The 26,943-nt window shown below is 71.6% G+C and carries 18 protein-coding genes and 1 riboswitch; of the genes, 3 read left to right on the top strand and 15 right to left on the bottom strand.

All coding sequences use genetic code 11. The features are described 5' to 3' along the window. Nucleotides 1-3 precede the first annotated feature (3 nt). The 7 genes from OG570_RS33815 to OG570_RS33785 all read right to left on the bottom strand — a co-directional run bounded on the left by OG570_RS33815 (nt 4) and on the right by OG570_RS33785 (nt 9,865). On the bottom strand, nt 4-1,257 hold the full coding sequence (locus OG570_RS33815) for a hypothetical protein (RefSeq protein WP_326953056.1): 1,254 nt from the start codon (nt 1,255-1,257) through the stop codon (nt 4-6). Beyond that, the gene (locus OG570_RS33810; protein ID WP_326953055.1) at nt 1,254-2,729 is read right to left on the bottom strand and encodes a dynamin family protein; all 1,476 of its coding nucleotides are present in this window, start codon (nt 2,727-2,729) and stop codon (nt 1,254-1,256) included. Before OG570_RS33810 ends, OG570_RS33815 begins: the two co-directional genes overlap by 4 nt. Beyond that, the gene (locus tag OG570_RS33805) at nt 2,726-4,567 is read right to left on the bottom strand and encodes a dynamin family protein (protein WP_326949921.1); all 1,842 of its coding nucleotides are present in this window, start codon (nt 4,565-4,567) and stop codon (nt 2,726-2,728) included. The genes OG570_RS33810 and OG570_RS33805 overlap by 4 nt, the downstream gene beginning before the upstream one ends. Before the next feature lie 26 nt (nt 4,568-4,593). Next, complete coding sequence (locus tag OG570_RS33800) at nt 4,594-5,907, bottom strand: glycoprotein (protein ID WP_326953054.1); 1,314 nt, start codon at nt 5,905-5,907, stop codon at nt 4,594-4,596. Between the two features lie 129 nt (nt 5,908-6,036). Beyond that, on the bottom strand, nt 6,037-8,610 hold the full coding sequence (locus OG570_RS33795) for an AAA family ATPase (RefSeq protein ID WP_326953053.1): 2,574 nt from the start codon (nt 8,608-8,610) through the stop codon (nt 6,037-6,039). 210 nt (nt 8,611-8,820) lie between these two features. Further along, nucleotides 8,821-9,420 (bottom strand): hypothetical protein, encoded by a 600-nt coding sequence (locus OG570_RS33790; RefSeq protein ID WP_326953052.1) that lies wholly within the window; start codon nt 9,418-9,420, stop codon nt 8,821-8,823. Between the two features lie 4 nt (nt 9,421-9,424). Beyond that, complete coding sequence (locus tag OG570_RS33785) at nt 9,425-9,865, bottom strand: LppU/SCO3897 family protein (protein WP_326953051.1); 441 nt, start codon at nt 9,863-9,865, stop codon at nt 9,425-9,427. 142 nt (nt 9,866-10,007) lie between these two features. Between OG570_RS33785 and OG570_RS33780 the strand changes: the two genes are divergently transcribed. After that, entirely contained in the window at nt 10,008-11,420 is a 1,413-nt protein-coding gene (locus OG570_RS33780) for a hypothetical protein (protein WP_326953050.1), read from the top strand. A gap of 67 nt (nt 11,421-11,487) precedes the next feature. Here OG570_RS33780 and OG570_RS33775 read toward each other — a convergent pair whose 3' ends face one another. After that, complete coding sequence (locus tag OG570_RS33775) at nt 11,488-13,368, bottom strand: hypothetical protein (protein WP_326953049.1); 1,881 nt, start codon at nt 13,366-13,368, stop codon at nt 11,488-11,490. A gap of 225 nt (nt 13,369-13,593) precedes the next feature. Between OG570_RS33775 and OG570_RS33770 the strand changes: the two genes are divergently transcribed. Beyond that, a complete protein-coding gene (locus OG570_RS33770) occupies nt 13,594-14,745 on the top strand; it encodes an FAD-dependent monooxygenase (protein ID WP_326960234.1) in 1,152 nt (383 codons plus the stop codon). 4 nt (nt 14,746-14,749) lie between these two features. Here the strand turns inward: OG570_RS33770 and metH are convergent, their stop codons facing one another. After that, nucleotides 14,750-18,391: a methionine synthase gene (metH, locus tag OG570_RS33765; protein ID WP_326953048.1), complete on the bottom strand. Its 3,642-nt coding sequence runs from the start codon at nt 18,389-18,391 to the stop codon at nt 14,750-14,752. A 14-nt stretch (nt 18,392-18,405) separates the two neighbouring features. Further along, nucleotides 18,406-18,484: riboswitch (S-adenosyl-L-homocysteine riboswitch) on the bottom strand. Nucleotides 18,485-18,833: 349 nt separating this feature from the next. Here metH and OG570_RS33760 point away from each other — a divergent pair. Next, on the top strand, nt 18,834-19,694 hold the full coding sequence (locus OG570_RS33760) for a TIGR03619 family F420-dependent LLM class oxidoreductase (RefSeq protein ID WP_326953047.1): 861 nt from the start codon (nt 18,834-18,836) through the stop codon (nt 19,692-19,694). Nucleotides 19,695-20,033: 339 nt separating this feature from the next. Here OG570_RS33760 and OG570_RS33755 read toward each other — a convergent pair whose 3' ends face one another. The 6 genes from OG570_RS33755 to OG570_RS33730 form a co-directional block, all read right to left on the bottom strand. After that, nucleotides 20,034-21,419, bottom strand: a complete 1,386-nt coding sequence (locus tag OG570_RS33755; protein ID WP_326953046.1) for a sugar porter family MFS transporter — start codon at nt 21,417-21,419, stop codon at nt 20,034-20,036. Nucleotides 21,420-22,011: 592 nt separating this feature from the next. After that, on the bottom strand, nt 22,012-23,013 hold the full coding sequence (locus tag OG570_RS33750; RefSeq protein ID WP_326953045.1) for a zinc-dependent alcohol dehydrogenase family protein: 1,002 nt from the start codon (nt 23,011-23,013) through the stop codon (nt 22,012-22,014). 27 nt (nt 23,014-23,040) lie between these two features. After that, entirely contained in the window at nt 23,041-23,742 is a 702-nt protein-coding gene (locus tag OG570_RS33745; protein WP_326953044.1) for an HAD family hydrolase, read from the bottom strand. Next, the gene (locus OG570_RS33740; RefSeq protein ID WP_326953043.1) at nt 23,739-24,554 is read right to left on the bottom strand and encodes a carboxymuconolactone decarboxylase family protein; all 816 of its coding nucleotides are present in this window, start codon (nt 24,552-24,554) and stop codon (nt 23,739-23,741) included. Before OG570_RS33740 ends, OG570_RS33745 begins: the two co-directional genes overlap by 4 nt. A gap of 40 nt (nt 24,555-24,594) precedes the next feature. Then, nucleotides 24,595-25,425 carry an AfsA-related hotdog domain-containing protein gene (locus tag OG570_RS33735; RefSeq protein ID WP_326949934.1) on the bottom strand — a complete coding sequence of 277 codons (831 nt, stop codon included), beginning with the start codon at nt 25,423-25,425 and terminating at the stop codon, nt 24,595-24,597. A 30-nt stretch (nt 25,426-25,455) separates the two neighbouring features. Next, a complete protein-coding gene (locus OG570_RS33730) occupies nt 25,456-26,907 on the bottom strand; it encodes a hypothetical protein (RefSeq protein WP_326953042.1) in 1,452 nt (483 codons plus the stop codon). Nucleotides 26,908-26,943 lie beyond the last annotated feature (36 nt).

The following is a 26,943-nucleotide window of genomic DNA, read 5'->3' as shown; positions in this document are numbered from 1 at the left end:
TTGTCAGCCTCCGCCGTCCGCGTGCGCATGGTGATCGAAGTGGTGGTGCTCGTCCGCGTCCGGAACCGGCTGCGGTTCCTCGGGCGGTTGTTCGTGGTCCGGCGGGCCGGGTGGCTCCAGCGGCCGCGGGTCGTGCCGGTCGTGCTCGCCGGGTGGTTCCGGCGGCTCGCCGTCCGGGTCCGCCGGCTCCGGTTCGTGGTGGTGGTCCTTCGGCGGTTCGAACGGGTGCTCTTCCCGGGGTTCGGGCCGCGAACCGGTCACTTCCCCGGCATCGTGGTGCGCCCGCTCGGGCTCGTTCGCGAAGCTCGGCTTCTCCGTCGCGAAGCTCAGCGGCTTCGACGCCGGGTGGTCGGCGAGCGCGGACGATGTCGCCAGCGTCGTCGTCTCGACGGCGACCGGCGCCGCGGCCGGAGCGTCCACTGTGGACGGCTGACGGCCGAACGTGACGACCGGCGCCGACGGCGGCCCGGGCACCGACGGCGCGGGAGCGGTGACCGACGTCGTCACGGACGTCCCGCGGGCCCGGTCGCCGACCGTCTCGGTCTGGTGGATGGTCGGCCCGGCCGGTTCGCCGAAGGGATCCTCGGCGGACGCCTTCTCGTCGGCGGTGATGCCGACCTCGATGCCCGGCGGGCCGGTCTCGGCCGCGTCGAGCACGACCGTCTCCTCCTGGAAGACCTCGATGTCGCCGTGCCCCGGCGCGTCGGGCGTCAGCGTGTAGTTCAGCGAACCCTGGTGCTCGACGCTGATCGTGCCGTCCGGGTTCTCGTGCACCACGACGTCGGCGTCCTGGAAGATGTCGATGTCCGTGTCGCCGGGGGTGCCGTCGCCGGGCACGACCAGGTGCTGGTGGTCGACGTAGACCTCGTCGTGGCCGTGGTTGTGGACGACGAACCGTTCGGTGGCGTCGATGACGAAGTTGCCGAACGCGTCCTCGTGGACGTCGATCTGCTCGAACTCCTCGACCGTCGGGAGGTCCGCCAGCGGTGTGCCGTCGGTGGTCTCCGGGTGCCAGGTCGTGCCGGTCTGCGCCTCGACGGAACCGTCTTCGCCGCGGGTGACGGTGGTCGTCTCGACGTGCGGCACGTACTCGTGGCCGGACGTGTCTTGCGCCGTCTCGGCCGCGGCGGGTTCCGGCTGCGGCGGCGGCGCGCTCGGCGACCCCGGCGTGAGCGCGTTGCCCAGCACCTCGGAGACGGTGGCGCCGGCGACGGCCGCGACCGCCTTCTTGATCTTCCCTTGCACGTGGTCGCTCACGACAAGACCTCCGCCCGGGCTTCGCTGAGCAGGATTCCCTCGCAGGTCCGCACGAGGACGCGGGCCGCGTCGCGGACGTCGCGGGGTGAGGCCGGGTGCTCGGCCCGCCGCTGCCACCTCAGCAGCTGCGCGCCGAGCGCCTGCCGGATCGCCGCGCGGCCGGCGCCGGCCGGCAGGCCCAGCCGGCTCGGCACGTCCACTCCGGCCGCACCGAGCAGCCGTTCCGCGTCGCCGGCCTCGTCGGTGGTGAACAGCACGACGCCGAGCCGGATCGAGTCGATCAGCTGGATCTCGGCGAACTCGTGCGCGCCGGCGACAATGCGTTCCCATTCGTGCAGCAGCCCGCCGGTGCGGTCCGGGAAGGCCCGCAGCACCAGTTCCACCGCCTGCAGCGCCGAACGGGCCTTGAGGACGTCGGCCCGCGCGGCGAACTGGGTGGTCAGCAGCTGCCGGAGGCGGTGCAGGCCGCTGCGGGCCAGCAGCTCCCCCGACAGCGCCCGCGCGCCGGTCACCAGGCCGCCGCCGGTCAGCTCGACGGCCAGCCGGACGCCGAAGAGGCCGTAGCGGTTGAGCAGGTCCGCGCGCTGCATCGCCGGAACGTCCACTGTGGACTCTGCCCGGGCGAACCGGTCCGCCGACGTCAGCAGCCGCGCCAGCTCGGCCGGCGGCGCGGCGGCCAGCAGCCCGAACGCGCGGTACTCGGCCTCCTTCAGCGACGCGGCGGAGCCGGCCAGCAGGCCGGCCACCGGCACGACGGTCTGGCAGAGCCCGCGGACGCGGGGGTCCCGGGCGTAGCGGGCGGCGACCTTCGCCGCGGAGTCCAGCGCGTCCGTGCGGGCGTGCCCGACCTCGTCGGCCCGTGACAGCACGCCGATCGTGTTGACCGGTCGCCGTTCGGCGGGGTCGTCGTGGAAGGCCTCCAGGAACCGGACGTCGTCGCCGTGCACGTGCCGCATCAGGTAGATGACGGCGTCCGCGGTGCCGACGCCGTCGCGGTCCGGGACCAGTGCGACCTCGGTGCGCTCGGAGACCGACGGCCGCGCCGAGCCCAGCCCGGGCGTGTCGATCAGCGTCATGGCCCGCAGCGCGGCGGACGGCCAGTCGACGACCAGGCGATCGACGTCGTCCGGCGCCATGCCGAGCTCGAGGCCGAGGGTGCCGCTGAGCCGGCCGAACGGCAGCTGGCGCGGCATCCCGCGGACCGGGTGCAGCATGATCCGGTAGGTCGGGCCGTTGCGGTACCAGGTGACGACGCGGGTGCACTCCCCCGCGTCCGTCGCGGCCAGTTCCTGCCCGACCAGCGCGTTGAGCAGAGTGGACTTCCCGGCCTTGACGCGCCCGGCGATGGCGACGCGCAACGGCTCGGCCAGCCGGCCGGCGATCTGGCGCAGCGCCGGCTCGGCGGGCGTACCGGCGTACCCGGCGCACGCGCGGGCGACGAAGCCGCGGACCTGGACGTACAGCGTGGTCATCGCGTCACCGCCGCTACCGGTTTGGGCGTGCTGCGCAGGGTGAGTTCGTCGGCGCGGCGGCCGAGCACCTCGAGGGCTTCGATGTCGGCCTCCAGCCGGTTCAGCTCGCCTGTCTCCGATTCGTCTTCGACCACGGCCTTCTTCGCCGCGGCCAGCGCCTCGGTCAGGGAGCGCTGCAGTTCTTCGACGCGCGCGCTGTAGGCGTCGCGGAGTTCTCGCTGGACGGTCCGCATCGCGTCGCGGGAGTCCTTGCCCACCTGGAGGTTGAACTCGTCGACGAACCGGCGGACCGCGGTCTTGGCCAGGCCGCGGCGCTTCTCGAGCTGCCGCTTGCGCTCGTCGAGGAACCCGGAGCGGCCCATCAGCAGGCCGGCCGCGATGCCGAACGGCGTCGGGATGGCCAGCGCGGCCATCTTCGTGAGCATCGAGAACATCAGGAACCCGCTGTAGGCCTTCTGGAACGCGGCCATCCCGGTGGTGCCGCGGGTCTTGACGCCGGTGAACGACGAGTCGATGTCGATCTCTTCGACCACGGTGACGGGCGCCTGCACCTCACGCGGCAGCACGGCCTGCGACTCGGCGAGCTCGAAGTGCTCGGCGACCCGGCCGGCCAGGCCGCGGGCCTGCTTGATGAACGTCGCGTAGTTCTCCAGGGTCTCGTTCGCCAGCCGCTGCCGCAGCCACTTCTCGAACTCGGGCCAGTTCTTGGCCGGGTCGCCCTCTTCGATGGCCTCTTCGGCCTCGTGCAGCACACCGCGTGACCGGGCGCGCAGGTCGTAGTCCACATCGGACGAGATGTCGGCGAACCCGTCGAAGAGCAGCTGCTGCCACTTGGAAGACTGGCTGCGCAGCGCGTCGACGCGGTCGTTCACGCGGGTCAGCTCCGCGATGAGCGCGGCGGACTGCTCGGGGTGCGCCAGCGAGGTGCGGCGCGACCGCAGCGCGGCGTGCAGCTGGCCGACGGCGGACCCGACGTGCAGGCCGACGGCGTTGAGCGCCGAGCGTTCGGCGTCACCGACCACCCCCTGGAGGTGCTTGACCAGCTGCGGGAAGCCGGACTCGACGTTCATCTCCTGGTCGGCCGAGCGGGCCGCGACGGTCCGCAGCTCCGACGAGACGGCGATGGTGTCGATGGTGATGCCGCAGGCGTCGAGGTGGCCGGCGTTGAGCTCGAGGATCCGGCGCCAGTGCGGGTAGAGGTCGGTTTTGGTGAGGACGAAGAACACCGACGGGCAGAGTTCTTTCACCGTCCGGAGAAACCGCAGCTCGGCGGCGGTCAGCTCCTGCGAGGCGTCGGAGAGGAACAGGACGGCGTGCGCCCGCGGCAGCGAGCTGACCGTGACGGCGTTGTGCAGCGAGCCGAGGCCGCCGACGCCGGGCGTGTCGACCAGCACCAGCCCGCCGGAGAGCAGCTGGCGGCTGATCGACGCCGTGACGGACTTGAGCTTGCGGACGTTGCCGGGGTTCCCGGCTTCACTCACGTGGGACGGCAGGTCTTCGAGGGAGATCCGCTCGGTCCACGGCGGCGACGACGGATCGGCCGGCTCGTAGGTCGCCAGGGCCCCGGACTCCGGCGCGAACCGGACGGCCGTCGGCACCGCGGTCGCGATGTCGTCGTCGACCGGGCAGATCTTGGCGGTGAGCAGGGCGTTGATGAGAGAACTCTTGCCCTGCTTGAACTCCCCGACGACGTAGACGGTGATGTCGGGCTCGGACAGCAGGCGCCGGGCGTCGGTGAGGCGCTGGACGAGGTCTTCCCGTCCGTAGGCCTTGGCGCCCTTGACCGCGAGGTCGAGGGTGTCGAGGGCGATGCGCCCCCCGCCGCTCGGCTCCTGCATGACCGCTCCCTTTCCCTCAAGCCGGCTCAGATGTGGTGGTCGACGTCGTGGTGGTGATCGACGTGGTGATCGTGCTGCGCGGCGTCGTGGTGCTGCTCGTGTTCGTGGCTGTGGTGCTCGGTGGCCGCCTGCTCGTTGAACTGGTTGCCGCCGCCGTGGCCTTGCTCGTTCTGGAAGATGTTGCCGTGGCCGCCGGTCGAGGCCTGCTCGTTGAACTGGCTGCCGCCGTGGCCGCCCGAGCCCTGCTGGTTCTGGAAGATGTCGCCGCCGCCGTGGCCGCCCGTGGAGGCCTGCTCGTTGAACTGGTTGCCCCCGTGGCCGCCGGAACCCTGCTCGTTCTGGAAGATGCTGCCGCCGTGACCACCCGTGGAAGCCTGCTCGTTGAACTGGTTCCCACCGTGCCCACCGGAACCCTGCTCGTTCTGGAAGATGCTGCCGCCGTGACCACCCGTGGAAGCCTGCTCGTTGAACTGGTCACCACCGTGCCCACCGGAACCCTGCTCGTTCTGGAAGATGCTGCCCGAACCGCCCGTCGAGGCCTGCTCGTTGAACTGGTTGCCGCCGTGGCCTGAACCCTGCTGGTTCTGGAAGATGCTGCCCGAGCCACCGGTGGAAGCCTGCTCGTTGAACTGGTTGCCCCCGTGACCGCCCGAGCCCTGCTCGTTCTGGAACACGTCGCCGCCGTGGCCACCCGTGGAAGCCTGCTCGTTGAACTGGTTCCCGCCGTGCCCGCCGGAACCCTGCTCGTTCTGGAAGATGTCGCCGCGGCCGCCGTTCGAGGCCTGCTCGTTGAACTGGTTGCCCCCGGAACCGCCGGAACCCTGCTCGTTCTGGAAGATCGCGCCGCCGATGCCGCCGTCGGTGGAGGCCTGCTCGTTGAACTGGTCACCGCCGTGCCCGCCCGCGTCCTGCTCGTTCTGGAACACGTCGCCGCCGTGGCCTGCCGAAGCCTGCTCGTTGAACTGGTTGCCACGTCCGGCACCTTGCTCGTTCTGGAAGATGTCCCCGCGGCCACCGTTCGAGGCCTGCTCGTTGAACTGGTTCCCACCGGAACCACCCGAACCCTGCTCGTTCTGGAAGATGTCCCCACGACCGCCATTCGAGGCCTGCTCGTTGAACTGATCGCCCCCGTGCCCACCCGAACCCTGCTCGTTCTGGAAGATGTCCCCGCGGCCACCGTTGGACGCCTGCTCGTTGAACTGATCGCCCCCGGAACCGCCCGAACCCTGCTCGTTCTGGAAGATGCTGCCCGAGCCACCGGCCGAGGCCTGCTCGTTGAACTGGTTGGCGCCACCGGAACCCTGCTCGTTCTGGAAAACGTCGCCCGACGAAGTCGTCATCTCGTGCACTCCTGACATTCGGATCGGTGAAGCCCGTGCCCCTCCGTTGTCACCAGTCTTGGGGCGAACCGGCCGCCGGTCATGAGTAGCGGGCTACTCGGCTTCCCGGCCGGGGACCGCGCGGACTACCTACGGGGCGTCGGCTGGACTACTCCCCACCTCGGGCCGGCCCACCACCGAAGCCAGCTCGCGGCGCCCGGAGATACCCAACTTCGCGTAGACGCCGTGCAGCACGTTGTCGACCGTCCGCACCGACACCACGAGCCGGTCGGCGACCGCGCGGCTCGTCAAGCCCGTCGCCACCAAGCGCGCGATCTCCAGCTCCCGGTCCGTCAGGTCCAGCGGCGTCTCCAGCAACGCCAACGCCGGCGTCGCGGCGTCCTCACAGGACGCCAGCCACGACCGCGCCCGCTGCGCCGACGTCCCCGCGCTGCCGAGCTTCCCCTCCGCCCGGTACACCCGCGCCGCCTGCGCCGCGGCCTCCGCGGCGAGCAACCGGGCTCCGGCGTCGGCGAAGCCGGTCGCGACTTCGTCCAAGGAAGCCGCGTCCGACGCGCGCGCGTGCTCTGCGTACAACGCCGGAAGGCGCCCCTCCAGATCCACCGGAACCACCTCGGCGCCGAACCGGAGCACGTCGTGGCGCATCTCCGCCGCGAGCGCGAGCCGGCCTTCGGCAACAGCCGAGGCGGCCGCCGAAGCAGCGAGTTCGGCCGCCCGCGTCAGCTCGCCCCGGGCGGCCGCGACCCAGGCGTGGGCCCACGTGCCGAGCGGCCCCGGAACGTCGGGCGCGTTCGCGACCTTGCCGGTCATCGCCGTCGCCCGGGCCAGCGCCGCGACCACGGCGGGGCGGAACGCGTGCGGCTGGTCGTGCGCCTCCGTCGCGAGGGCCTCGCGCAGCCAGCGGATCGCGCCGCGGAGGTTGCCGTAGGCGAGCGCGACCGTGCCCAGCGACGCCGACGCGCCGGCCAGCGCAGGGCCCCAGCGGTCCCGGATCGCGTCGCGGTAGCCGTCGCCGGCCAGGTCCTCGGCCTCTTCGACGCGCCCCGCTCCGCACAGCGCGACGATCCGCGCGTGCTCCAGCCGGGCCCGCGCGCCGGGCGCGTCGGCGTCGGAGATCCGCCCGGCGAGCGCGAGTCCCTCGTCGACGACGCCGAGGCACGCCTCGACGCGCCCGCTCTCCGCCAGGGCCCCGGCCGCGACGACCAGCGCCGCGAGCCGGAGCGGGTCGCCGCGGCGGTTGCGGTCCAGCACCGGGCCGAGCAGGTCGAGCGCGGCGCCGGCCGCCCCGGCCGCCGCCCGCAAGGCCGCGCGGGCCGTCGCCAGCTCGTCCACTCCGGACGACACGGCCGTCTCCGCCGTGTCCAGCACCGCTTCGGCCTGCTCGGCGCGGCCCAGGCCGAACGCCAGGTTCCGGGCGCGGGTCGCGGCGACGCGGGCGTGCTGCACGTCCGACACCGTCTCGCCCGCCAGCTCGGCCAGGAGGGTGTCGGCGTCGGCGTGCCTGCCGCCGGCGATCCGCACCTGGGCCAGCAGGAACTTCGCGGCGAACCCGCCGCCCAGCCGGACGGCCTCCTTCGCCAGCTGCTCGGCCTGCGGAAAGTCTTTGCGCAGCAACGTCTCCGCCGCCGCGCGGACCAGCTGCGGGTCGGTCGGCAGCCCGGCCGCGAGCCGCCACCGGACCAGCCTCGGCTTGTCCTCGGCCCGGCGCGCGCCGGTCATGTCGAGGGTCTGGGCGAGGATCCGGAACGTCTCCCGCTGGCGCAGCGGGGACGTCCGCCGCCGGATCACCTCGGCGTAGAGCGGGTGCGCGAGCCGGACCTCGAGGCGCCGCCCGGTGCGTTCGGACACGACCAGCCCGGCCTGCTCGGTCGACGCGAGGACGCGCCCGGCGCCGAGCCGCACCAGCGGGTCGCTGCCCAGCGTCTCGCCGAAGGCCAGCAGTTCCAGCAGCCGCCGCTCGTCGGCGTCGACGCGGTCGGTGCGGGTCTCGATCAGCTCGACCAGGCGCGGGGTGGCGCGCAGCGCCCCGCTCCAGCGCCAGACGCCATCCTCGGCCGACAGCGAACCGCTGTCGAGCCCGCCCTGCACGAGCTCGCGCAGGAACAGCGGGTTGCCGAGGGAGAGGTGCCACAGCCGGTGCTCCGCGCCGTCGTCGAGCCGCCCGCCCAGCGCCGCGGTGAACAGTTCCCGCGTTTCCTGGCGGGTGAGTTCCCCGATGTCGAGCCGTTCCGCGACGCGGTCCTTCCACATCGCGAACACCGGATCGGGCACGCTCACCCCGTGCGGCGCGATCACCAGCACGAATGCGGCCGCCGTCGCCGCCAATTGGTGGACCAGAGTGGCGGACAAATCGTCGAGCAGGTGCGCGTCGTCGACGCAGAGCACCAGCCGCCTGCCTTCCGCGCCGCGGGTGAGGTGCGCGGCGACCTGGTTGAGCCGGTGCGCCCGGTCGGCGGTGCCGGTCGCGCCGCCGGGCAGCAGGTGGGCGAACGCCCCGAAGGGGATCGTCGAGGCCGACGACATCGCCCGCACCCAGTGCGTGCGGGCGCCCCCGGCCTCCAGCTCGGCCAGCAAAGCCTTGGCCAGCCGGGTCTTCCCGGCGCCGGCCCGCCCGGTCAGCAGCAGCCCGCACACCTCGGCGTCACCCAGCGCCCGGCGTGCGAACGCCAGCTCCCGTTCTCGGCCGACCAGCGGCCAGTCCATGCCCACGCGTGCTGCCTCCCCACCCCTCGCGCGGCTTTCCGGTGTCCGCGCACACCTCTTCTCCGGATAATGACGACGCCGGGGGCGCCCAAGTACCGGATTCGCACGACAATTTCGCATAAATCTCCGAGCGGCCCGGCAAATGCGACAGAACGGACAACGAATCCGCTATTCCGTGAGCATTTCCCGAGCATTCTCCCGACATCGTGATCAATGGTTTCCCGGTGATTCTTTTTCCCGGCACACCATGATCCCGACGACCCGTGGCAGAACGACGGCGTTCCAGCCCGCCATCCCCGTGACGAGCCCGGGTTCCGGGCCGCCGGTCCACACGCGCACCTGCCCCGCCCGCAGGTCGCTGCCCAGCACCCGGCCCCACGGCACCTTCCCGGCGAAGAACCGGTGCCCGCGCAGCCCGCCGGCGTCGGCGTCGATCCGCGGCTGCCCGCCTCCCCCGAAGCGGGCCGTCCCGCCGGCCGTGATGGCTTCGGCCATGGTCGACGCGATCCGCGGGCAGGCCGCCGACTCCACCAGCTCGACCAGCCGCCGCCAGGTTTCGCGCGCGTCGTCCAGCTCACCCGGCGCGGCGTCGAACCCGAACCGGCACCGCACGAGGCCGCTGGCCAGGCCGAGTGAGTAGCTGGCCCGGTGCAGCCGGGCCGCCGCGTGGTAGGCGACCCGGTCCACCTCGCCCAGCCGGAAGACCCGGTCGCCGATCGCGATCACGTCGCCCGCGGCGGCGAGCGTGCGCCCGCCGCTGGAGACCCGCAGTTCGCCGGAGCCGGTGAACGCGAACTTCCCGGCCGCCATCGTGTTACTTACCGGTCTTCGCCAAGCACAGCACGACCCCGGTCTCGCCTTCCTTGCCCTCCCAGAACACCTGGTCGGCGTCGGGGTAGGCGCTGCACGCGCTGACCTGCGCCTCGGTCTGAGTCTTGTCCTCGACCCGCGCGACGACCTTCAGCGTCGCGGTGCTGTCGCCGCAGTCGACGATCTTCACGTAGTTCTCGCCGCTTTCGGTGACGCAGTTGCCGACCTGCGCGTTCTCGCCGTTGGACCGGGTGGCCACCCAGACCAGCGCGAGGATCGCGGCGACCACGATCAAGAAGATGGTGAGCACGATCTTCTGGCGCCGCTTCGGGTTCTTCGCCTTGGGCTGGGGCGCACCGCCGGGCGGCGGCGGGCCGGGCATCCCGGCCTGCGGCGGCACCGGCCCGGTCGGCTCCGGGTACTGGGGTCCGTTTGCCTGGGTCATGACGTTTCCTCCCTCGGGAACCTGCTGTCACCTCCTGGGCGTTCCATTCCGTTCCACCACGTTCCACCCGAAGTTCGAGACAGCGCCCGCACCGGCCCGCCAGGATGGGACGGCTCCCCGTACCCGAGGTGAGGACCCGAGGATGACCCGTCTGCCCGCCCTGGCCGTCTCCGTTCTGACGGCTTCCGCGCTCCTGACCGGCGGCACGGCGCACGCCGCGAGCCCGCCGTTCACCGGCTCGGTCTTCCGGGCCACGCACAACAGCTACTCGGGCAACGTCGACGGCGCCAAGAACGCCCTGGCCTACCAGCTCGACCACGGCGTCCGGTTCATCGAGCTCGACATCCACGACAACGGCTACGACACCTCGCACGACTACGGCGTCGGGCACGACTCGCCCGGCAACCTCGTCGACCACAGCGGCGGCAACCCGGCGTCGAACAACCTGCGCGACTGGCTGGCCACGGTGAACACGTGGTCGGCGGCGCACCCGGCCGCCGCGCCGATCGTCGTCATGCTCGACCTGAAGGACGACCTGACCGACAACCCGAACTTCGCGGCGGGCAACCTGACCGCGCTGAACCAGGAGCTGGAGTCGGTCTTCGGCGGCCGCCTGCTGCAGGCGAAGGACTACCCCGCCGGCCAGCCGACCGTGGACGCGCTGCGCGGCCGTGTGCTGCCGCTGCTCTCCGGCGACGCCGGGACGCGCGCGGAGTACAAGCGCGACGTCGGTTACCACCCGGCGGTCGCGCTGAACGGCCGCGGCCAGATCGTCGAGGTGCACGACTCCGGCGGCGGCGGGCTCTGGTACTGGACCGGGACCTACGGCGCCGACGGGCGGATCACCTGGCTGCGGCACGGGAAGTACGACAACGGCCAGACCCCGGCCGTCGCGCTGAACGACAACGGCGACCTCGTCGAGGTCCACCAGTCGCAGACCGCGACCACGCTCTGGTACCGCGTCGGCAAGCTCGGCGCGGACGGCGAGATCACCTGGCAGGCCAGCCACCAGTACGACAACGGCGTGCTGCCGAGCGTCGCGTTCGCCAGCCCGGCCGGGACGCAGCTGCGGGAGATCCACCGGAGCCAGGGCAGCAACCAGAACTGGAGCTGGAACGGCACGCTCTCGGGCACGACGGTCGCGTGGTCCGGCAACGCCAAGACGTCTGACGCGCGGTTCCCGATCGCCACGGCCACCGGCGGCGGCCGGACGGTGACGGTCCGGACCGCCGCCGACGGCCCGACCCCGGCGCAAACGCTGCGGGCGGACACGCCCGCCGCGACCGGCGACCGGATCCGCTACCGCCAGGTGGCCTTCGACGAGTTCCAGAAGGGCGACAGCGCGGAACTGCAGGACGGCGCGCTGTTCTACGGCGCGCCCGCGACGGAGTCGGCGTTCATCACCGCGGCTCGCCAGTCGGGCAAGCTGGTGCGCGGCTGGGACTTCGACTCGGCGGGCGACGCGACGACACCCCTGGCGAGCTACCCGGCGTCCAACCACCCGTACGACGCCTGGTACGACACCCTGCTCACCCAGAACGGCGCGGTCCAGTAGCGCCTCGTGAGTGGTAATGAGGGTTCTAACCCTCATTACCACTCACGACAAGCCGCGGCAGACCAGCTCAGCCGGGGCGGTAGCAGCAGCGGTTGCCCGTTTGGACGCCGTCGCGCAGGGCGTCGCCGATCACCGCGTCGGCCGTCGCGATGCGGGTCAGGGCGCGGCGGATCGCCTTGCCCACCGCGATCCGCGCCTTCTCCTCGGCGCCGGCGAACTCGCGGACGCGCCCGGCCAGCCCGGCCGCCGCGGAGAGTTCGCCGACCAGCCAGTCGCGCTCGGAGCGCACCCGCTCGGCGCGGCCGTCGTCGTGGTTGGCCTCGTGCTCGTCGAGCTCGGCTTCCAGGGTGGCCAGCCACTTGCGGTAGTGGCTGGTCGCCGCCGGGTCCAGCACCGGCTGCGAAGACGTCGTCGCGGCGGTCACGCCGGGACCGGCGGCCAGGTCGACGGCCGACAGCTCGTAGCCCGGGTTGTCCAGCAGCGTCGCGAGGTAACCCATGCCGACGCTGTGCTCGACCAGCACCGACCGGCCGCCCAGCGCGAACAGCCACTGCCGGCCCTGCCGGCGGCAGGTGACCCGCCCGGCCGGCCGCGCCGGTGCGGCGGGCAGCGTCATCCCGAGTTCCGTCGCCTCCCGGGTTGCCGTCGCCAGTTCCCGGGCGGCTTCGGGGGCACCGAGCAACGCCAAGGCCTGCGCGAGCCGGGCCCGCGAGAGGGCGACGGCCGGCCAGTGCGCCAGCGCCAGGTTGTCGCGCACCGCCGCCCGGAAGTGCGTGACGGCCCGCTCGGGCTCGCCCGCGGTCAGCATCGCGACGCCCAGCGCGTGCTGCACCGAACCGAAGCAGGCGACGGCGAGGCTGGCCGTCATCGGCAGCCGCGCGAACGGCGTCAGCAGCGCGTACGCGGCGAGCGCGGACTCGACGTCCGAGACCAGGCACGCGGACTCGACGATGCCGTACATCGACACCAGCCAGCTGCTCGACCGCGGCAGCAGCGCCAGGTCGCGGCCACGCAGCCGCGCCAGCGCCCCGGCGGCCTCGCGCTCGTCCCCGGCCGAAGCGGCGGCGACGGCCAGCCCGGCGACGAGCGCGTTGTCGACCGCGCTGAGCGTCGGCGAATGCACCGTCTCGCGCAGCACCGGCAGCAGCTCGGCGACGCGGCCCTGGTACCAGCGGATGGCGCCGAGCTGCGCGGTGTACCAGCCGGTCGCGTCGGCGTCGCCCGCCAGCTCACCGCGCCGGGCGCAGGCCGCGGCCCGCTGCTCGGCCTCGGCGAACCGGCCCGCGCGGATGCAGAGCATGACGTCGATCGCGTCGAGCACGAACCCGACCGCGAGGTGGTCCTGCTCCGCCAGCAGGCTCCGCAGGTCGGCGAGCCCGCGCTGGGCGTGCGCGTCGCCGTCGAGGAACAGGTCGACGGTCCGCCACAGCAGGCCCATCAGCAGGTCGCTGCGCCGCGACGTCCGGAAGCCCTCGGTGATCAGCTCCTGGGCCAGCGCCCGGCGCTGCCCGCCGTGGTCCGGCCCGAGCAGGCAGTGGTGGGCCAGGCTGGCGGCTTCGGCCCAGGCGACCGGGTCGCCCGCGCGCTTGGCCTCCTCCAGCACGGCGAGGATCTGGTTGCTCTCCCCCGCCACGTAGTCCGCTTCGCCCGCCAGCCGTGCCTTCAGCCGCAACGCGAGCGAAGAACCCGGGTCGACGGCGGACCGGGCGCTGCGCAACCGCGCCTGCAGCAACGCCGCCGCGGGCGCGCCGCGGTGCTCGTGCACCCACAACCCGGCCAGGCCCAGCGCCGCGCGGGCCATCCCGGCGCCGTCGCACTCCTGATCCGCCGCGCGGTAGGCCCGGTCGAACCACTCCCGGCCCGCGCGCAGGTCCCCGTCGGCTTCCAGCGCGTGTTCACCGCGGCTCAGCAGCTCGCCGACCCCGGTCGTCACCAGCGGCGTTTCCATCCCCAGCACCGTGCGCCCCCTCTCCCCCGCGAGAATGGTCCTCCCGGAGCCGAAGCAGGTCAACAAGCGAAAACCACCGCGCAAACCGGCCTCCCCGCCGGGAATTTTCCGTCGTCACCGTCCACTCTCGACGGTGACGCACCGGGTGCTGACGGTGGCCGTCAGCGCTTCGCCAGCGACCGGTAAGGCCCGGCGGCGAAGCTCTGCCCCATGACCAACGACGCCATGAAGAACCTCAAGGTCCTGATCTCCGGCGCGAGCATCGCCGGCCCCGCCCTCGCCCACTGGCTGACCCGCTACGGCTGCACCGTCACCCTCGTCGAACGCGCGGCTTCGGTGCGCCCCGGCGGCCAGGCCGTCGACTTCAAGGGCCCCACCCACCGGACCGTGCTGGAGCGGATGGGAATCCTGGCGGAGGTCCGGAAGCGGGCGACCGGCGGGCAGGATCAGACGGTCGTCGACGCCGCGGGCCGGCCCCAGGCGGTGATCCCGGGCGAGTTCACCGGCGGCGAAATCGAGATCCGCCGCGGCGACCTGGCCGAGCTGCTGTACGAGCGCACGGCCGCGGACTGCGAGTACGTCTTCGGCGACACGATCACGTCGCTGACCGAGACGGCCGACGGTGTCGACGTCACCTTCGCGAACGCCGCGCCGCGTCGCTTCGACCTCGTCGTCGGCGCGGACGGCATCCACTCGAACGTCCGGCGGCTGGCCTTCGGCCCGGAGCACGACTACGTCAAGTTCCTCGGTCACTACTACGCCCTCGCGGAACTGGGCGAGCAGGTCGACGGCGGCGAGGCCGTGATGTACAACGAGCCCGGCCGGATGGCCGCGGTCGGCGGGCCGAAGGCGTCGGCGTTCTTCGTCTTCGCCTCCCCGGAGCTCGACTTCGACCGCACGGACGTCGAGCGGCAGCGCGCACTGCTGATCGACGCCTACCGCGGCGTCGGCTGGCGGGTGCCCGACCTGCTGACGAAGGTGCCGCGGGCCCGCGAGTTCTACCTCGACTCGCTCGCCCGGGTCACGATCGACCACTACTCACGCGGCCGGGTCGTGCTGCTCGGCGACTCCGCCTACGGCAACACCCTCGGCGGTTTCGGCACCGGGCTGGCGATCGTCGGCGCGTACGTGCTGGCGGGCGAGCTGCTCGCGGCCGGCGGCGACCACCGCGCCGCCTTCGCCCGCTACGAGGAGCAGTTCCGGGGCTACGCCAAGATCTCGCAGCGCGGCAGCGCGGGCCCGTTCCTCGCGCCGCCGTCCCCGCTGCGGATCAGGATGCGGGACTGGACGTTCAAGTCCCGCTTCCTGCTCCGCATGATGCTCAAGGCCACCGACAAGTTCGCCACCGACATCAAACTGAAGGACTACCCGAGCTGACCGGCTACGCCTTGGGCTCGTAGGCCAGGTTCGGCCGCAGCCACTGCTCGACCTCGGCGACCTCGACGCCCTTGCGGCGCGCGTAGTCCTCGATCTGGTCGCGGTTGAGCCGGCCGATGGTGAAGTACTTCGAGTCCGGGTGGGCGAAGATCAGCCCGGACACGCTCGCCGCCGGCGTCATCGCGAACGACTCGGTCAGCGCCATGCCCAGCTCGTCGGCCTCCAGGAGCTCGAACAGCTCGCGCTTCTGGCTGTGGTCGGGGCTCGCCGGGTAGCCGAGCGCCGGGCGGATGCCGCGGAAGCGCTCCGCGTGCAGGTCCTCCAGCTTCGGGTCGGCGTCCGGCTCGAACCAGCCGCGCCGCGCCTTGAGGTGGATGTACTCGGCGAAGGCCTCGGCGAGCCGGTCGGCCAGCGCCTTGACCATGATCGCGCGGTAGTCGTCCTGCTCGGCCTCGTACTTGGCCGCGAGCTTTTCGGCCCCGTGGATGGCGACCGCGAAGCCGCCGAGGTGGTCGCCCTCGGGGGCGATGTAGTCGGCGAGCGAGCGGTTCGCGCGGCCCTCCGGCTTCGACGTCTGCTGCCGCAGCATCGGGAACCCGATGTGCGAGAACTCGCCGTCGAGCAGGATGTCGTCGCCCTCGGTGTGCGCCGGCCAGTACGCGTAGGCGCCCTTCGCGGTGAAGCCGCCCTCGGCGATGATCTGGTCGAGCAGCGTGTTCGCGTCGTCGAACAGCTCCCGCGCGACCGGCTGGTCCAGGATCGCCGGGTACTTGCCCTTGAGCTCCCAGGCCAGGAACAGGAACTGCCAGTCGACCATCTCGCGCAGCTCGGTGATGCTCGGCTCCACGACGCGGACGCCGGTGAACTCCGGGGTCGGCAGGTCGGCGAACGACACCGTCTCCGGGTTCGCGCGCGCCTGCTCGAGGCTGAGCATCGGCCGGCGCTGCTTGTTGGCGTGCTGCTCGCGCAGCACCTCCTGGTCGGCCCGGTTCTTCTCGGCCAGCACGATCGAGCGGTCGGGGTCGAGCAGGTCGGACACCACGCCGACCACGCGCGACGCGTCGAGCACGTGCACCGTCGCGTTGTCGTAGACCGGGGCGATGCGGACCGCGGTATGCTGGCGGGACGTCGTCGCGCCGCCGATCAGCAGCGGCATCTTCAGGCCCCGGCGCTGCATCTCCGTGGCGACGTTGACCATCTCGTCGAGCGACGGCGTGATCAGCCCGGACAGCCCGACCGCGTCGGCGCCCTCGGTGACCGCGATGTCGAGGATCTTCGCCGCCGGCACCATCACGCCGAGGTCGATCACCTCGTAGTTGTTGCAGCCGAGCACCACGCCGACGATGTTCTTGCCGATGTCGTGGACGTCGCCCTTGACCGTGGCGAGCACGACCTTGCCCTGGCCGTTCGACACGGCCGCCTTGCCCGCCAGCCGGGCCGCTTCCTTCTCGGCCTCCATGAACGGCTCGAGGTAGGCGACCGAGCGCTTCATCACGCGCGCGCTCTTGACCACCTGCGGCAGGAACATCTTGCCCGCGCCGAACAGGTCGCCGACGATCTTCATGCCGTCCATCAGCGGGCCTTCGATCACCTCGAGGGGCCGGGCCTTGAGCTGGCGCGCCTCTTCGGTGTCGTCCTCGATGTAGTCGACGATGCCGTGCACGAGCGCGTGCGAGAGCCGCTCCTCGACCGTGCCTTCGCGCCAGGACAGGTCGACGACGCGCTTGGTGCCGCTGCCCTTGACGTTCTCGGCGAAGCTCACCAGCCGGTCGGTGGCGTCCTCGCGGCGGTCGAACAGCACGTCCTCGACCAGTTCGAGCAGCTCGGGCGGGATGTCCTGGTAGACCGCGAGCTGGCCGGCGTTGACGATGCCCATGTCGAGGCCGACCTGGACGGCGTGGAACAGGAACGCCGAGTGCATCGCCTCGCGGACGATGTCGTTGCCGCGGAAGGAGAACGACAGGTTCGAGATGCCGCCGCTGATGTGGACGCCCGGGCAGCGCTCCTTGATCCGGGGCAGCGCGTCGATGAACGCCTTGGCGTAGCCGTTGTGCTCGCTGATGCCGGTGGCGACGGCCAGCACGTTCGGGTCGAAGATGATGTCCTCGCCGGCGAACCCGGCCTTTTGCGTCAGCAGGTCGTACGCGCGGCCGCAGATGGAGACCTTGCGGTCGGCGGTGTCGGCCTGGCCCTGCTCGTCGAAGGCCATCACGACGACACCGGCGCCGTAGTTGCGGATGATCCGGGCCTGGGCGAGGAACGGCTCCTCGCCCTCCTTCAGGCTGATCGAGTTGACGACGCCCTTGCCCTGGATGCAGCGCAGGCCGGCTTCGAGCACGGTCCACTTCGAGCTGTCGACCATCACCGGGATGCGGGCGACCTCGGGCTCGGTGGCGATGAGGTTGAGGAACGTCGTCATCGCCTCCTCGCTGTCGAGCAGGTCGGCGTCCATGTTGACGTCCAGCAGGTTCGCCCCGCCGCGGACCTGCTCCAGCGCGACGTCGACGGCAGCCTGGTGGTCGTCGGACTCGATGAGCCGGCGGAACCGCTTGGAGCCGGTGACGTTGGTGCGCTCGCCGATCATCACGAACCCGGTGTCGGCGTTGATGCCGAACGGCTCGAGGCCGCTGAACCGGGTGAACGCGGGCGGCGAGGGGACCTCGCGCGGGGTGACGCCCTTCGCGGCGGCGGCGATCTTCTCGATGTGCGCCGGGCTGGTGCCGCAGCAGCCGCCGACCAGGTTGACCAGGCCGTCGCGGGCGAAGCCGCCGATCAGCCCGGCCGTCTCGTCCGGCGTCTGGTCGTACCCGCCGAACGCGTTCGGGAGCCCGGCGTTCGGGTGACAGGCGACGTAGGTGTCGGCGATCCGCGACAGTTCCTCGACGTGCGGGCGCATCTCTTCGGCACCCAGCGAGCAGTTGACGCCCACGACCAGCGGCTTCGCGTGCTCGACCGAGCTCCAGAACGCCTCGACGGTCTGCCCCGAGAGCGTCCGCCCGCTCAGGTCGACGATGGTGACCGAGATCCACAGCGGCAGCTCCGGCGCGACGTCGCGCGCGGCGGCGATGGCGGCCTTGCAGTTGAGCGTGTCGAAGATGGTCTCGATCATCAGCAGGTCGACGCCGCCTTCGACGAGACCGGCGATCTGCTCCGCGTAGGCGGCCTTGACCTGCTCGAACGTGACGGCGCGATACGCCGGGTCGTCGACCTTCGGCGACAGGCTGAGGGTGACGTTGAGCGGGCCGATCGACCCGGCGACGAACCGGCCGCCGAACTCGTCGGCGGCCTGGCGGGCCAGCTGCGCGCCGCGCACGTTCATCTCGTGGACGTGGGCCTGCAGACCGTAGTCCGCCTGGCCGATGCTGGTCGCGGTGAAGGTGTTCGTCGTGGTGATGTCCGCGCCGGCCGCGAGGTACTGGCGGTGCACGTCGAGGATGACGTCCGGCCGGGTGATGTTGAGCAGGTCGGGGTCGCCGGTGACGTCGTGGGTGTGGTCGCCGAAGCGGTCACCGGTGTAGTCGGCCGGGGTGAGCCCGGCGCCCTGCAGCATCGTGCCCCAAGCGCCGTCGAGAACCGCCACCCGCTGGCTGAGCAGCTCGCGCAGCCGCGCGGTGGCCTCGGATTCGTGCGGGGTGATCGGGTTCACCGGCAGCCTCCCTCAATCGGGAGGCGCCCTTGGGTGGTTGGTCCCGGCCGAGCGTGGCGGGCCCCCTGGCCCGTTGCAGCGCCTCTCGGCCTTCGATCCAGGGTACTGGAACCCCGGCCCGGCACACCATCCCGCCCCACGGGTCCGTCCACTGGCTGGGACGCCACCCACGCGCGTCCACAATGGATCGTCGGCTCCACTCGCCACCACCCCGTTCCGACCGGCCGTTCCCGGGCTCACCCACTATGACCCGGCGAACGTCGGCGCTCTGCTCCCCGTCTGCTTACCCGGGCGGCGTCCAGCAACACTCGATCGACGCTCGATCCGGTCACGCACTGTGCGCACAGGTATACCGAACGCGAGATCGGCCACCCCCGCCGGTCCCGCGATGCGGGACGGCGGCCGCTTGAAAACTGAAACACGTTCTAATACAGTCCCTCGCGTGGACTACGGAATCGTGCTGTTCACCAGCGACCGAGGCATCACCCCGGCGGCCGCGGCGCAGGCCGCGGAAGCCGCGGGGTTCGCCACCTTCTACGTGCCCGAGCACACGCACATCCCGGTGAAACGCGAGTCACCGCACCCGCGCACCGGGGACGCGTCCCTGCCCGACGACCGGTACAGCCGCACGCTCGACCCGTGGGTCGCCCTGGCGACGGCCGCGGCGGTCACCGAGCGGATCCGCCTCTCGACGGCGGTGGCCCTGCCGGTCGAGAGCGACCCGATCACGCTCGCCAAGACGATCGCCAGCCTCGACCACCTCTCCGGCGGGCGCGTCACGCTCGGCACCGGGTTCGGCTGGAACGTCGACGAGCTGACCGACCACGGCGTGCCCGGCAACCGCCGCCGCACGGCCCTGCGCGAGTACCTCGAGGCGATGAGTGCACTGTGGACGGAGGAAGAAGCCGCCTACGACGGGGAGTTCGTCTCGTTCGGCCCCAGCTGGGCGTGGCCGAAACCGGCCCAGGCGCACATCCCGGTCCTGCTCGGCGCGGGCCCGACGGAGAAGACGTTCCGCTGGATAGCCCGCCACGCGGACGGCTGGATCACCACACCGGCGGACACCGACCTCGACGGCCACGTCGCACTGCTGAAGGAGATCTGGCGCGACGAGGGCCGTTCCGGAGCGCCGTCGATCCACGCGCTGGGCGAACGCCCGGACCCACCGCGGCTGGCACACCTGGACGCGCTCGGCGTCACCGAGGTGATCTTCGGCCTCCCGGACCGCTCCCCCGACGAGGTCGCGGCCTGGATCGGCCGGCTGGCGGGAAAAATCGGCTTGGCCACAGCTCCCGTCGCCTGACCACTTACCCGGCAACCCCGGTCACCGCATCGGGCGGCTGGCCGCCCACGGGAACCGCCGAGGCTTGCGGGGCTGCCGGGACTCGCGGGCGTTGCGGCTGGGGGTCGTGAGTGTTTAGGAGGGTTCTAACCCTCCTAAACACTCACGACCGGTACCGGCGTGGCGCGTGTGACTTCTGGTGCGGCGGGGCCGGCTTGCGGCGGCTCGGTGCCGGGCCTGCGTGACACGGGCCGGCGGTGTCGGTAGCCGAACGCTGGTCCGGCTGCAGCGCGAGGGTTCGGGAACGCGAAACGGCGGGGGTGCGGTCTTCCCGCACCCCCGCCATTCACACCACCAAGATCAGCTCTTGGCTGCCACGCCCTGGCGCGCTCGCAGGTCCAGCTCGATCTGCTCCAGCGAACGGCCCTTCGTCTCCGGGACGATCCACTTGGTGAGCACGAACAGCACCACGTTGATCCCGGCGAACAGGAACATCGAACCGCCGATGCCGAGCGAGCCCACGGCGGAGATGAGCGGGAACACCGCGCTCACGATGCCCGTCGCCGCCCAGAGGATGACGCTGCTGACGCCCATGCCCGCCGCCCGGTACTTGAGCGGGAACACCTCGGCCATCATCACCCAGACGACCGCGCCCCAGCCGAGCTCGTAACCGACCAGGTACAGCACCATCATCACCAGCATCAGGATGCCGCGGGTGCCGGTGTCGTGGACGTTCAGCACCACGAGCCCGGCCGCCACCAGCGTGATCACCATGATCACGTTGCCGATGAGCAGCAGCGGCTTGCGGCCCCAGCGGTCCACCACGAACACGACCCACGCGGTGAACAGGAACTTCGTCACGCCCAGCAGCACGCCGGACAGCAGCGCGGCCTGCGTGGCGAACCCGAGGCCGATCAGCATCGTCGGGAAGTACGCGTTGATCGCGTTGACCCCGCTGAACTGCTGCCCGATCGCGAGCAGCGCGGCGACGATCATCATCGGCCGCACGAAACCGGAGAACAGGTCGCGGAACCGCGGCTTGCCCTCGGTGTCCATCTGGATGACGTCGCGGATGGTCGCGATCTCCTCGTCGAGGTTCACGGTGTTGCCGTGCGCGCTCGCCAGGACCCGCCGCGCCTCTTCCTCCTGGCCGTTCTTGACCAGCCAGCGCGGCGTCTCCGGCAGGAACGCGAGCCCGACGAGCAGGATCGCCGCCGGCACGATCGCGCCGGCGAACATCCAGCGCCAGGCCGAGATCGGGCCGAGGAAGTAGCTGGTCAGGAACGCGATCAGGATGCCGAGCACGATGAAAATCTGGTTCAGCGCGCCCATCGCGCCGCGCAATCGCGCCGGCGCCAGCTCGGAGAGGTAGGTCGGGACGGTCGAGGACGACAGCCCGATCCCGAGCCCGATGACCAGCCGCGAAATCACCAGGAACGCGAACGTCGGCGAGAAGGTCGCCGCCAGCGTGCCCACGATGACGATCGCCGCGGCGACCATGATGGTGCGCCGCCGGCCGAGTGCTTCGTTGATGCGGCTGGAGAACAGCGCGCCCACGATGGCACCGACCGAGAGACTGGCGGTGATCACGCCCTTGTCCCAGGCGGTCAGCGACCACGCTTTCCCGATGAACGGGAGCACACCGGAGATCACCCCGAGGTCGTATCCGAACAGGATTCCGCCGAGTGCGCCGAAGAAGTACAGAGTTGTTCGGCTGATATGCCGTGGCGGGGCCGTCTGCGTCATTGCCGGGTCGCCTCTTTCATAGGTCCAGTCCAGCCAGCGGCCACCACACTCACACGCCGGAAAAAACCGGGCAAGACAGTCCTTGATAACGATTCAGAAACGTGATCGCCATTCACATATGTGACGGCGTAAGGCGCACGGCATTGCTCCGTACGCCGACCCTTCATTCACAACCTCGAATGGGTACACAGTGGACACGGATCGACGCGGAAGACGGTGCAAAGATCCACAGTGGACAAATGCGGGACGCGATTTGTGAAAGCGCTCCCGGAACCGGCGGGCGGCAACCGGACGTATTCGGCGTTATACGCCGGGCGGGGGAAGAAGGGGTCCGGACGCAGCAGGAGGGGGTTCAACCCACCCCCAGGTGGTTGAACCCCCTCCGCGCCCCCAGACCGGACCGTCGGGCCGAGCAGCCGCAGCCTGCTCGGGCGATGTCCGATGTCTGTCGAGTACCACTTTCCTCGGTGCCGGCATCCGCCGCCATTCCTGCCCGGAGGGCAGTTTTTCGGCCCCACGCACCCCGCTTGAGCTGCGGAAATCGTAGATCGAGGTGCAGAACTACCCAGCCGGGCCGGCAAAAATTACCCGGTCACGCGCTTTCCAGCACGACCTTGCCGACGTGGGCGCCGGACTCCAGGTGCTTGAAGGCGGCCGCGACGTCGTCGAAGGCGAACCGGCGGTCGATGACGGGCCGCAGGCCGGTGCGCTCGATCGCGCGGTTCATCGTCCGGAACGTTTCGCGGGAGGCGTTGGTGAGCCCGCGCAGGGTCAGCTGCTTGACCAGCACGAGCACCGGGTCGGCCGCGCCTTCGTGGGTGAGGACGCCGGCGACGCTGACGTGCCCGCCGACGCGCGCGGCGAGCATCGACTGGCCGATCGTGCCGCCCCCGCCGACGTCGACGACGTGGTCGACGCCGCCGCCGGCCAGCTCCGCCGCGGCGAGGCCCCACTCCGGGGTGGTCGTGTAGTTGATCGTCTCGGCCGCGCCGAGCTCACGCAGCCGGGCCAGCTTCTCGTCGGAGCTGGACGTCGCGATGACGCGGGCGCCGGCGAGCGCTGCGAACTGCAGGGCGAACGTCGACAGGCCGCCGCTGCCCAAGGTGAGCACCGTCTGGCCGGGGAACACCCCGCCCTCCTCGACGACCGCGCGCCACGCCGTCACGCCGGCGCTGGGCAGCGTCGCGGCCTCGGCGTAGTCCAGGTGCGCGGGAACGGCCACGAGCGCGTCCTCCGGGAAGACGGCGTACTCGGCCAGCGTCCCGTCGAGCGAGCCGAACAGGTCGTCCGCGGTCTTCTCCGGCGTGCCGGGGCCCGCGAGCCAGTTCGGGAAGTACGTCGCCGCCACCCGGTCGCCCGCCGACCACGCGCGCACGCCGTCGCCGACCCCGACGACCTCGCCCGCGCCGTCGGACAGCGCGACGACGTCCGGCTTGACCGGCTTCGGGTAGAAGCCCTTGAGGATCATCAGGTCGCGGGCGTTGACCGCCCAGCCGTGCAACCGGACCAGGACCTGGCCGGGGCCGGGTTCGGGGGCGTCACGCTCGCCGAGGACGAGTCCGGCGCCGGGACGCGGCAGGGAAAAGTACTTCACAGCGGCTCCAAGGAGGTGGGAAACCCATCAACAGGGCCAGTGTGTCGAAGTCGCCAGCTCTTCGTCGACCATCACGAGAAGATCCGGGGTCAGTTCGGCGAGCGACGCCGGGAGGTGCCGGACGCCGAGCCCGGCCATGAACTCCCGCTGCCGCGCGTGCGCCGGGCTCGACGGAAAGCCGAGGAAGCCGGCGCCGTGCTCGCGGGCGTCGGCGGCCACCCGGCTGACGTCGTCGACGAACACGATCTCGTCGAACGCGATGTCGAAGACCGTGCGGGCGATGTGCTCGACACCCGGCCGGTGCTCGTTGATGCTCACGTACGGCACCTCGGCGTCGAGCAGCGCGGTGAAGTCGCCGAGGTACCGGTCGAACGTGTGCTCCCGGGTGCGCCCGCCGTAGCAGACCAGCCGCACGGGCAGGCCACTCAACGCCGTCAGGCAGTCCTGGACGCCCTCGGCCACCCGGATCGGGTGCTCCCGCAGGTACTCCTGCCGCGCGGCCCAGAGCTGCTTCAGCGTCTCCTCGGCCGGTTGGTCCAGTGCGCAGAGCCGGGTGACCTTCTCGGCGACGACGAGGTCGCGCAGCCCGATCACGTCCCGCTCGGCTGCGGCGTCGTACACCCCGCCGTGGTCGGTGACGAACCGGGCGATCACGTCCAGGTAGGTGTCGTCGATGAGCACGCCGTCGCAGTCGAGGGCGACCACGCGGAGCTTGCGCAGGGCGCTCACCGCTGCGCGAACACTTCCCGCGCGGCCGCGATCGCGTTGAGCGCGGCCGGGAAGCCGCAGTAGAACGCCAGGTGCAGGATCGTCTCGACGATCTCCTTCTCGGTGCCGCCGACGTTGAGCGTGGCGTGCAGGTGCACCTTCAGCTGCGGCGTCGCGGTGCCGAGCGCCACGCACGCGGCGATCGTGACGATCTCGCGCAGCCGCAGGGTCAGGTGCGGCCGGGTGTAGATCTCGCCGAAGGTGAACTCGACGATGTACCGGGCCAGGTCGGGCGCGATGTCTTCGAGCGCCTGGGCGACCTTCTCCCCCGCGTCGCCGTCGACGGCCTTCATCGCGGCCAGGCCGCGCTCGTAGCGGTCCTCGATGCCGGCCCACGGCACGTCGGCCGCCTCCCCCGCCGGCGGCTCCTCGGCCGGCAGGGCGGCGAACACGGCCTTCAGCTCCCCCAGCGCGTTCAGCGTCGCCGGGAACCCGGCGAACGAGCTGATCTGGATGGCCGTCTCGACCAGCTGACGGCGGGTGCAGCCGACGTTCAGCGCGGCCTTGGCGTGGAACTGCAGCTGCGAGCCCGCGTAGCCCAGCGCGATGAGCGCGGCGACCGTCGCCAGCTGCCGGTCCGGGAGCGGGAGGCCCGGGCGGTGGTAGACGTCGCCGTAGATGAACCCGACGCACTGTTCGCCGAACTCCGCCTCGCCGATGCTCTCGAACAGGTCCAGCACGGCCGGGCGGTCCACCCCGCCGAGCTGCTGGATCAGTTCCAATCCCTGGGCGAAGGACGCGGCAGCGCGGTCCTGCTCCGGCACGTCGGACATCGTCGTGGGGTTCCTTCCGCAGTGGTGTTCGGTGCCTTGCTCAGCCCAGGTAGGCCCGGGTGGCCTGGTCGGCCTTGCGGCGTTCCAGGGTGTCGATGCGTTCCAGCCGGATCATCGCGTAGTCGATGCCGGCGGTGGCGACGGTGCGCCCGTGCTGGCGCACCACCGCGGTAGCGCGGAACTTCAGGTGGTGCGCCCGCTCGAGGTCGGACTCCTCGATGCGCGACTCGACCGTGGCCGGGAGCGGGAACAGGAAGTCCTCGAAGGACATGTCGATCCGCTTCCACACCCCCGCGTAGCCCGCCGAGGTCAAGGCTGGGCGGACCGCAGTCTCGAACTGCGCGATGCAGATCTGGCGCATCGCCTCGATGATCACGATGCCCTGCACGTGTTCGCCGGTGTGGTGATCGAGGACGAGCTCGTTGTCCCGGTGGACACGCAGGTCAGCCTGACAGAGCGTGACCTCCGGGCTGTGCACGCCGGCGAGCAGGACGTTCTCGGCGCGGTGCTTGTGGACGATCGCCGGGGCCACCGGCAGCGGCCGGAACGCGTCCGGGTCCGCCAGGAACACGGTGGCGCCGCTCTTCTCGGCGGCGGCTTCCAGCAGGTCGCAGTCCGTCCCGTCGATGCCCTGGCCGGGGTGCACGACCCAGCTGCAGCCGGCCACCTCCGGGCCGTCGGACGTCATCAGGGCCAGCAGCCCCGACACCGTGAACACCTGGTCACCGCGGGCGAACCTGGCGAAGCGGTCGGCGACCACCACGACCTGCCGGCGTGTCCGGCCGTGCAGCGCCCAGTCGGGGGCGGCGTCGGCCGGTTCGGCAGGACTGTCGTGGGGTGCCCGGCACGCAGAACCATCAGGTCCTGCCATCGGCACCTCCATCCGGGATCGGGTCGAGCGTCACTCCCGCGTGGACGCCTGCGCGTCCACAAGGGCCTCCGCGAGGTTCCGGGCCGTCGGGACCGAGCGCCAGCGCGGACCGGACAGCTCGGCGGCGAGGACCTTGAGCATGGCACGCACCATGTCCGGCTGTCTGCTCACATCCGCGATCAAGAGCGGTTCCACTTGCGCGGCGGCGCCCTCGAGATCGTCGAGCAGCAGGTGCGCGCGGCCCATGTCGATCCGGATCATCGGGTCCATCGCTTCCCAGCGGTTCTCGAGCGACAGCCGCTCGTAGGCCTCGCGGGCGGTCCCGAACTCGCGCAACGCCGCCGACGCCTGCCCGACCGAGAGCAGCGACGTGCCGGCCATGTAGTGCCGGCGGTCCTTCGTGATGTTGAAGAACTGGTCCTCGCCGCCGGCCCCGAGCTCCGGGTCCTCGATGCTGGTCCAGCGCGCGATCGCGTCCAGCACCTGTGGCTCGGCCCGCACGGACGACCACCCGCGCGCCTCGGCGAGGATCAGTGGCGCGTCGGTGAGCCGCCCGCCGACCTGGTAGTTGAGCCCGTCGGCGGCGAGCTTCGCGGACTCCACGCCGTTGCCGGCCCAGAACGCCACCCGCGCCTGCGACGTGCGGACCCAGCGCCGGGCGAGGAAGTCGTCGGCGTACTGCGTGTAGAGCCAGGCGGCGGAGTTCAGCTCGCGCGAAAGCCGGTAGCGCCCGAGGTCCCCCGCGATCCACGCCATCATCGCGGCGCACTTCGCCCCGACCATGAGCAGGTCCTGCGTCTGCTTCGGCCGCTGCCGGCCCTTCAGCAGCGCGGCCGTGCGTTCCTCGACGACGGCGAGCTGGCCCAGCACCGAGTCGGGGGCGGTCCGCGTGTACGCGCTGCCCAGGAAGTTGAGGTCCGACCACAGGTCGTCGAGCTGGACCTCGTCCACGTTGGTCGTGGTGAGCAGGATGGCGTCGTCGAGCGAGGTCACCCCGACCTCGGTGTCCGCGCCGGGGTCGACGTGGACGATCGAGCGGATCGGGTAGGTCAGCACGGGTGCCGCGGCCTTGGCGGCGACCGGGACGACGGCCGCGGGCGCGACCGGCACCACCTGCTCCACCGAGGCCACCGTCTCGACGTCGGCGTGGTACTCGGCGAGGTCCTTCGGCGGGAGCTGCTCGAGGTCACGCAGCCCGAGCAGGGACTTCCAGCTCGTGCCGTACACCTGGGCCAGCACGCGCAGCGCCGCGAACGTGGGCCGGACGCCGCGGTCGGGCCACTGCTCGTACTCCCAGATACGGGTCCCGCGCATACCCGCGCGGGGGTCACCCGTAAGGGTGTTGTACTGGTGCGCCGCCACGTCGAGCGACAACTCGGACGCCAGCCGCCACGCCGTGCGGGGCGGGACCCGGCATTCGACGATCAGGTTCTCCGCCACGCGCGCCGGGATCACCTCGTCGGGAAACCCCAGGGCGGCCAAGCGATCGCGCAGCTGTGCACGGTAGGGCTTACTCCC

Origin of the sequence: Amycolatopsis sp. NBC_01286 (assembly GCF_035982555.1) — a bacterium.
Taxonomy (GTDB): Bacteria; Actinomycetota; Actinomycetes; order Mycobacteriales; family Pseudonocardiaceae; genus Amycolatopsis.
This window is presented reverse-complemented; position numbering and strand designations above follow the sequence as displayed.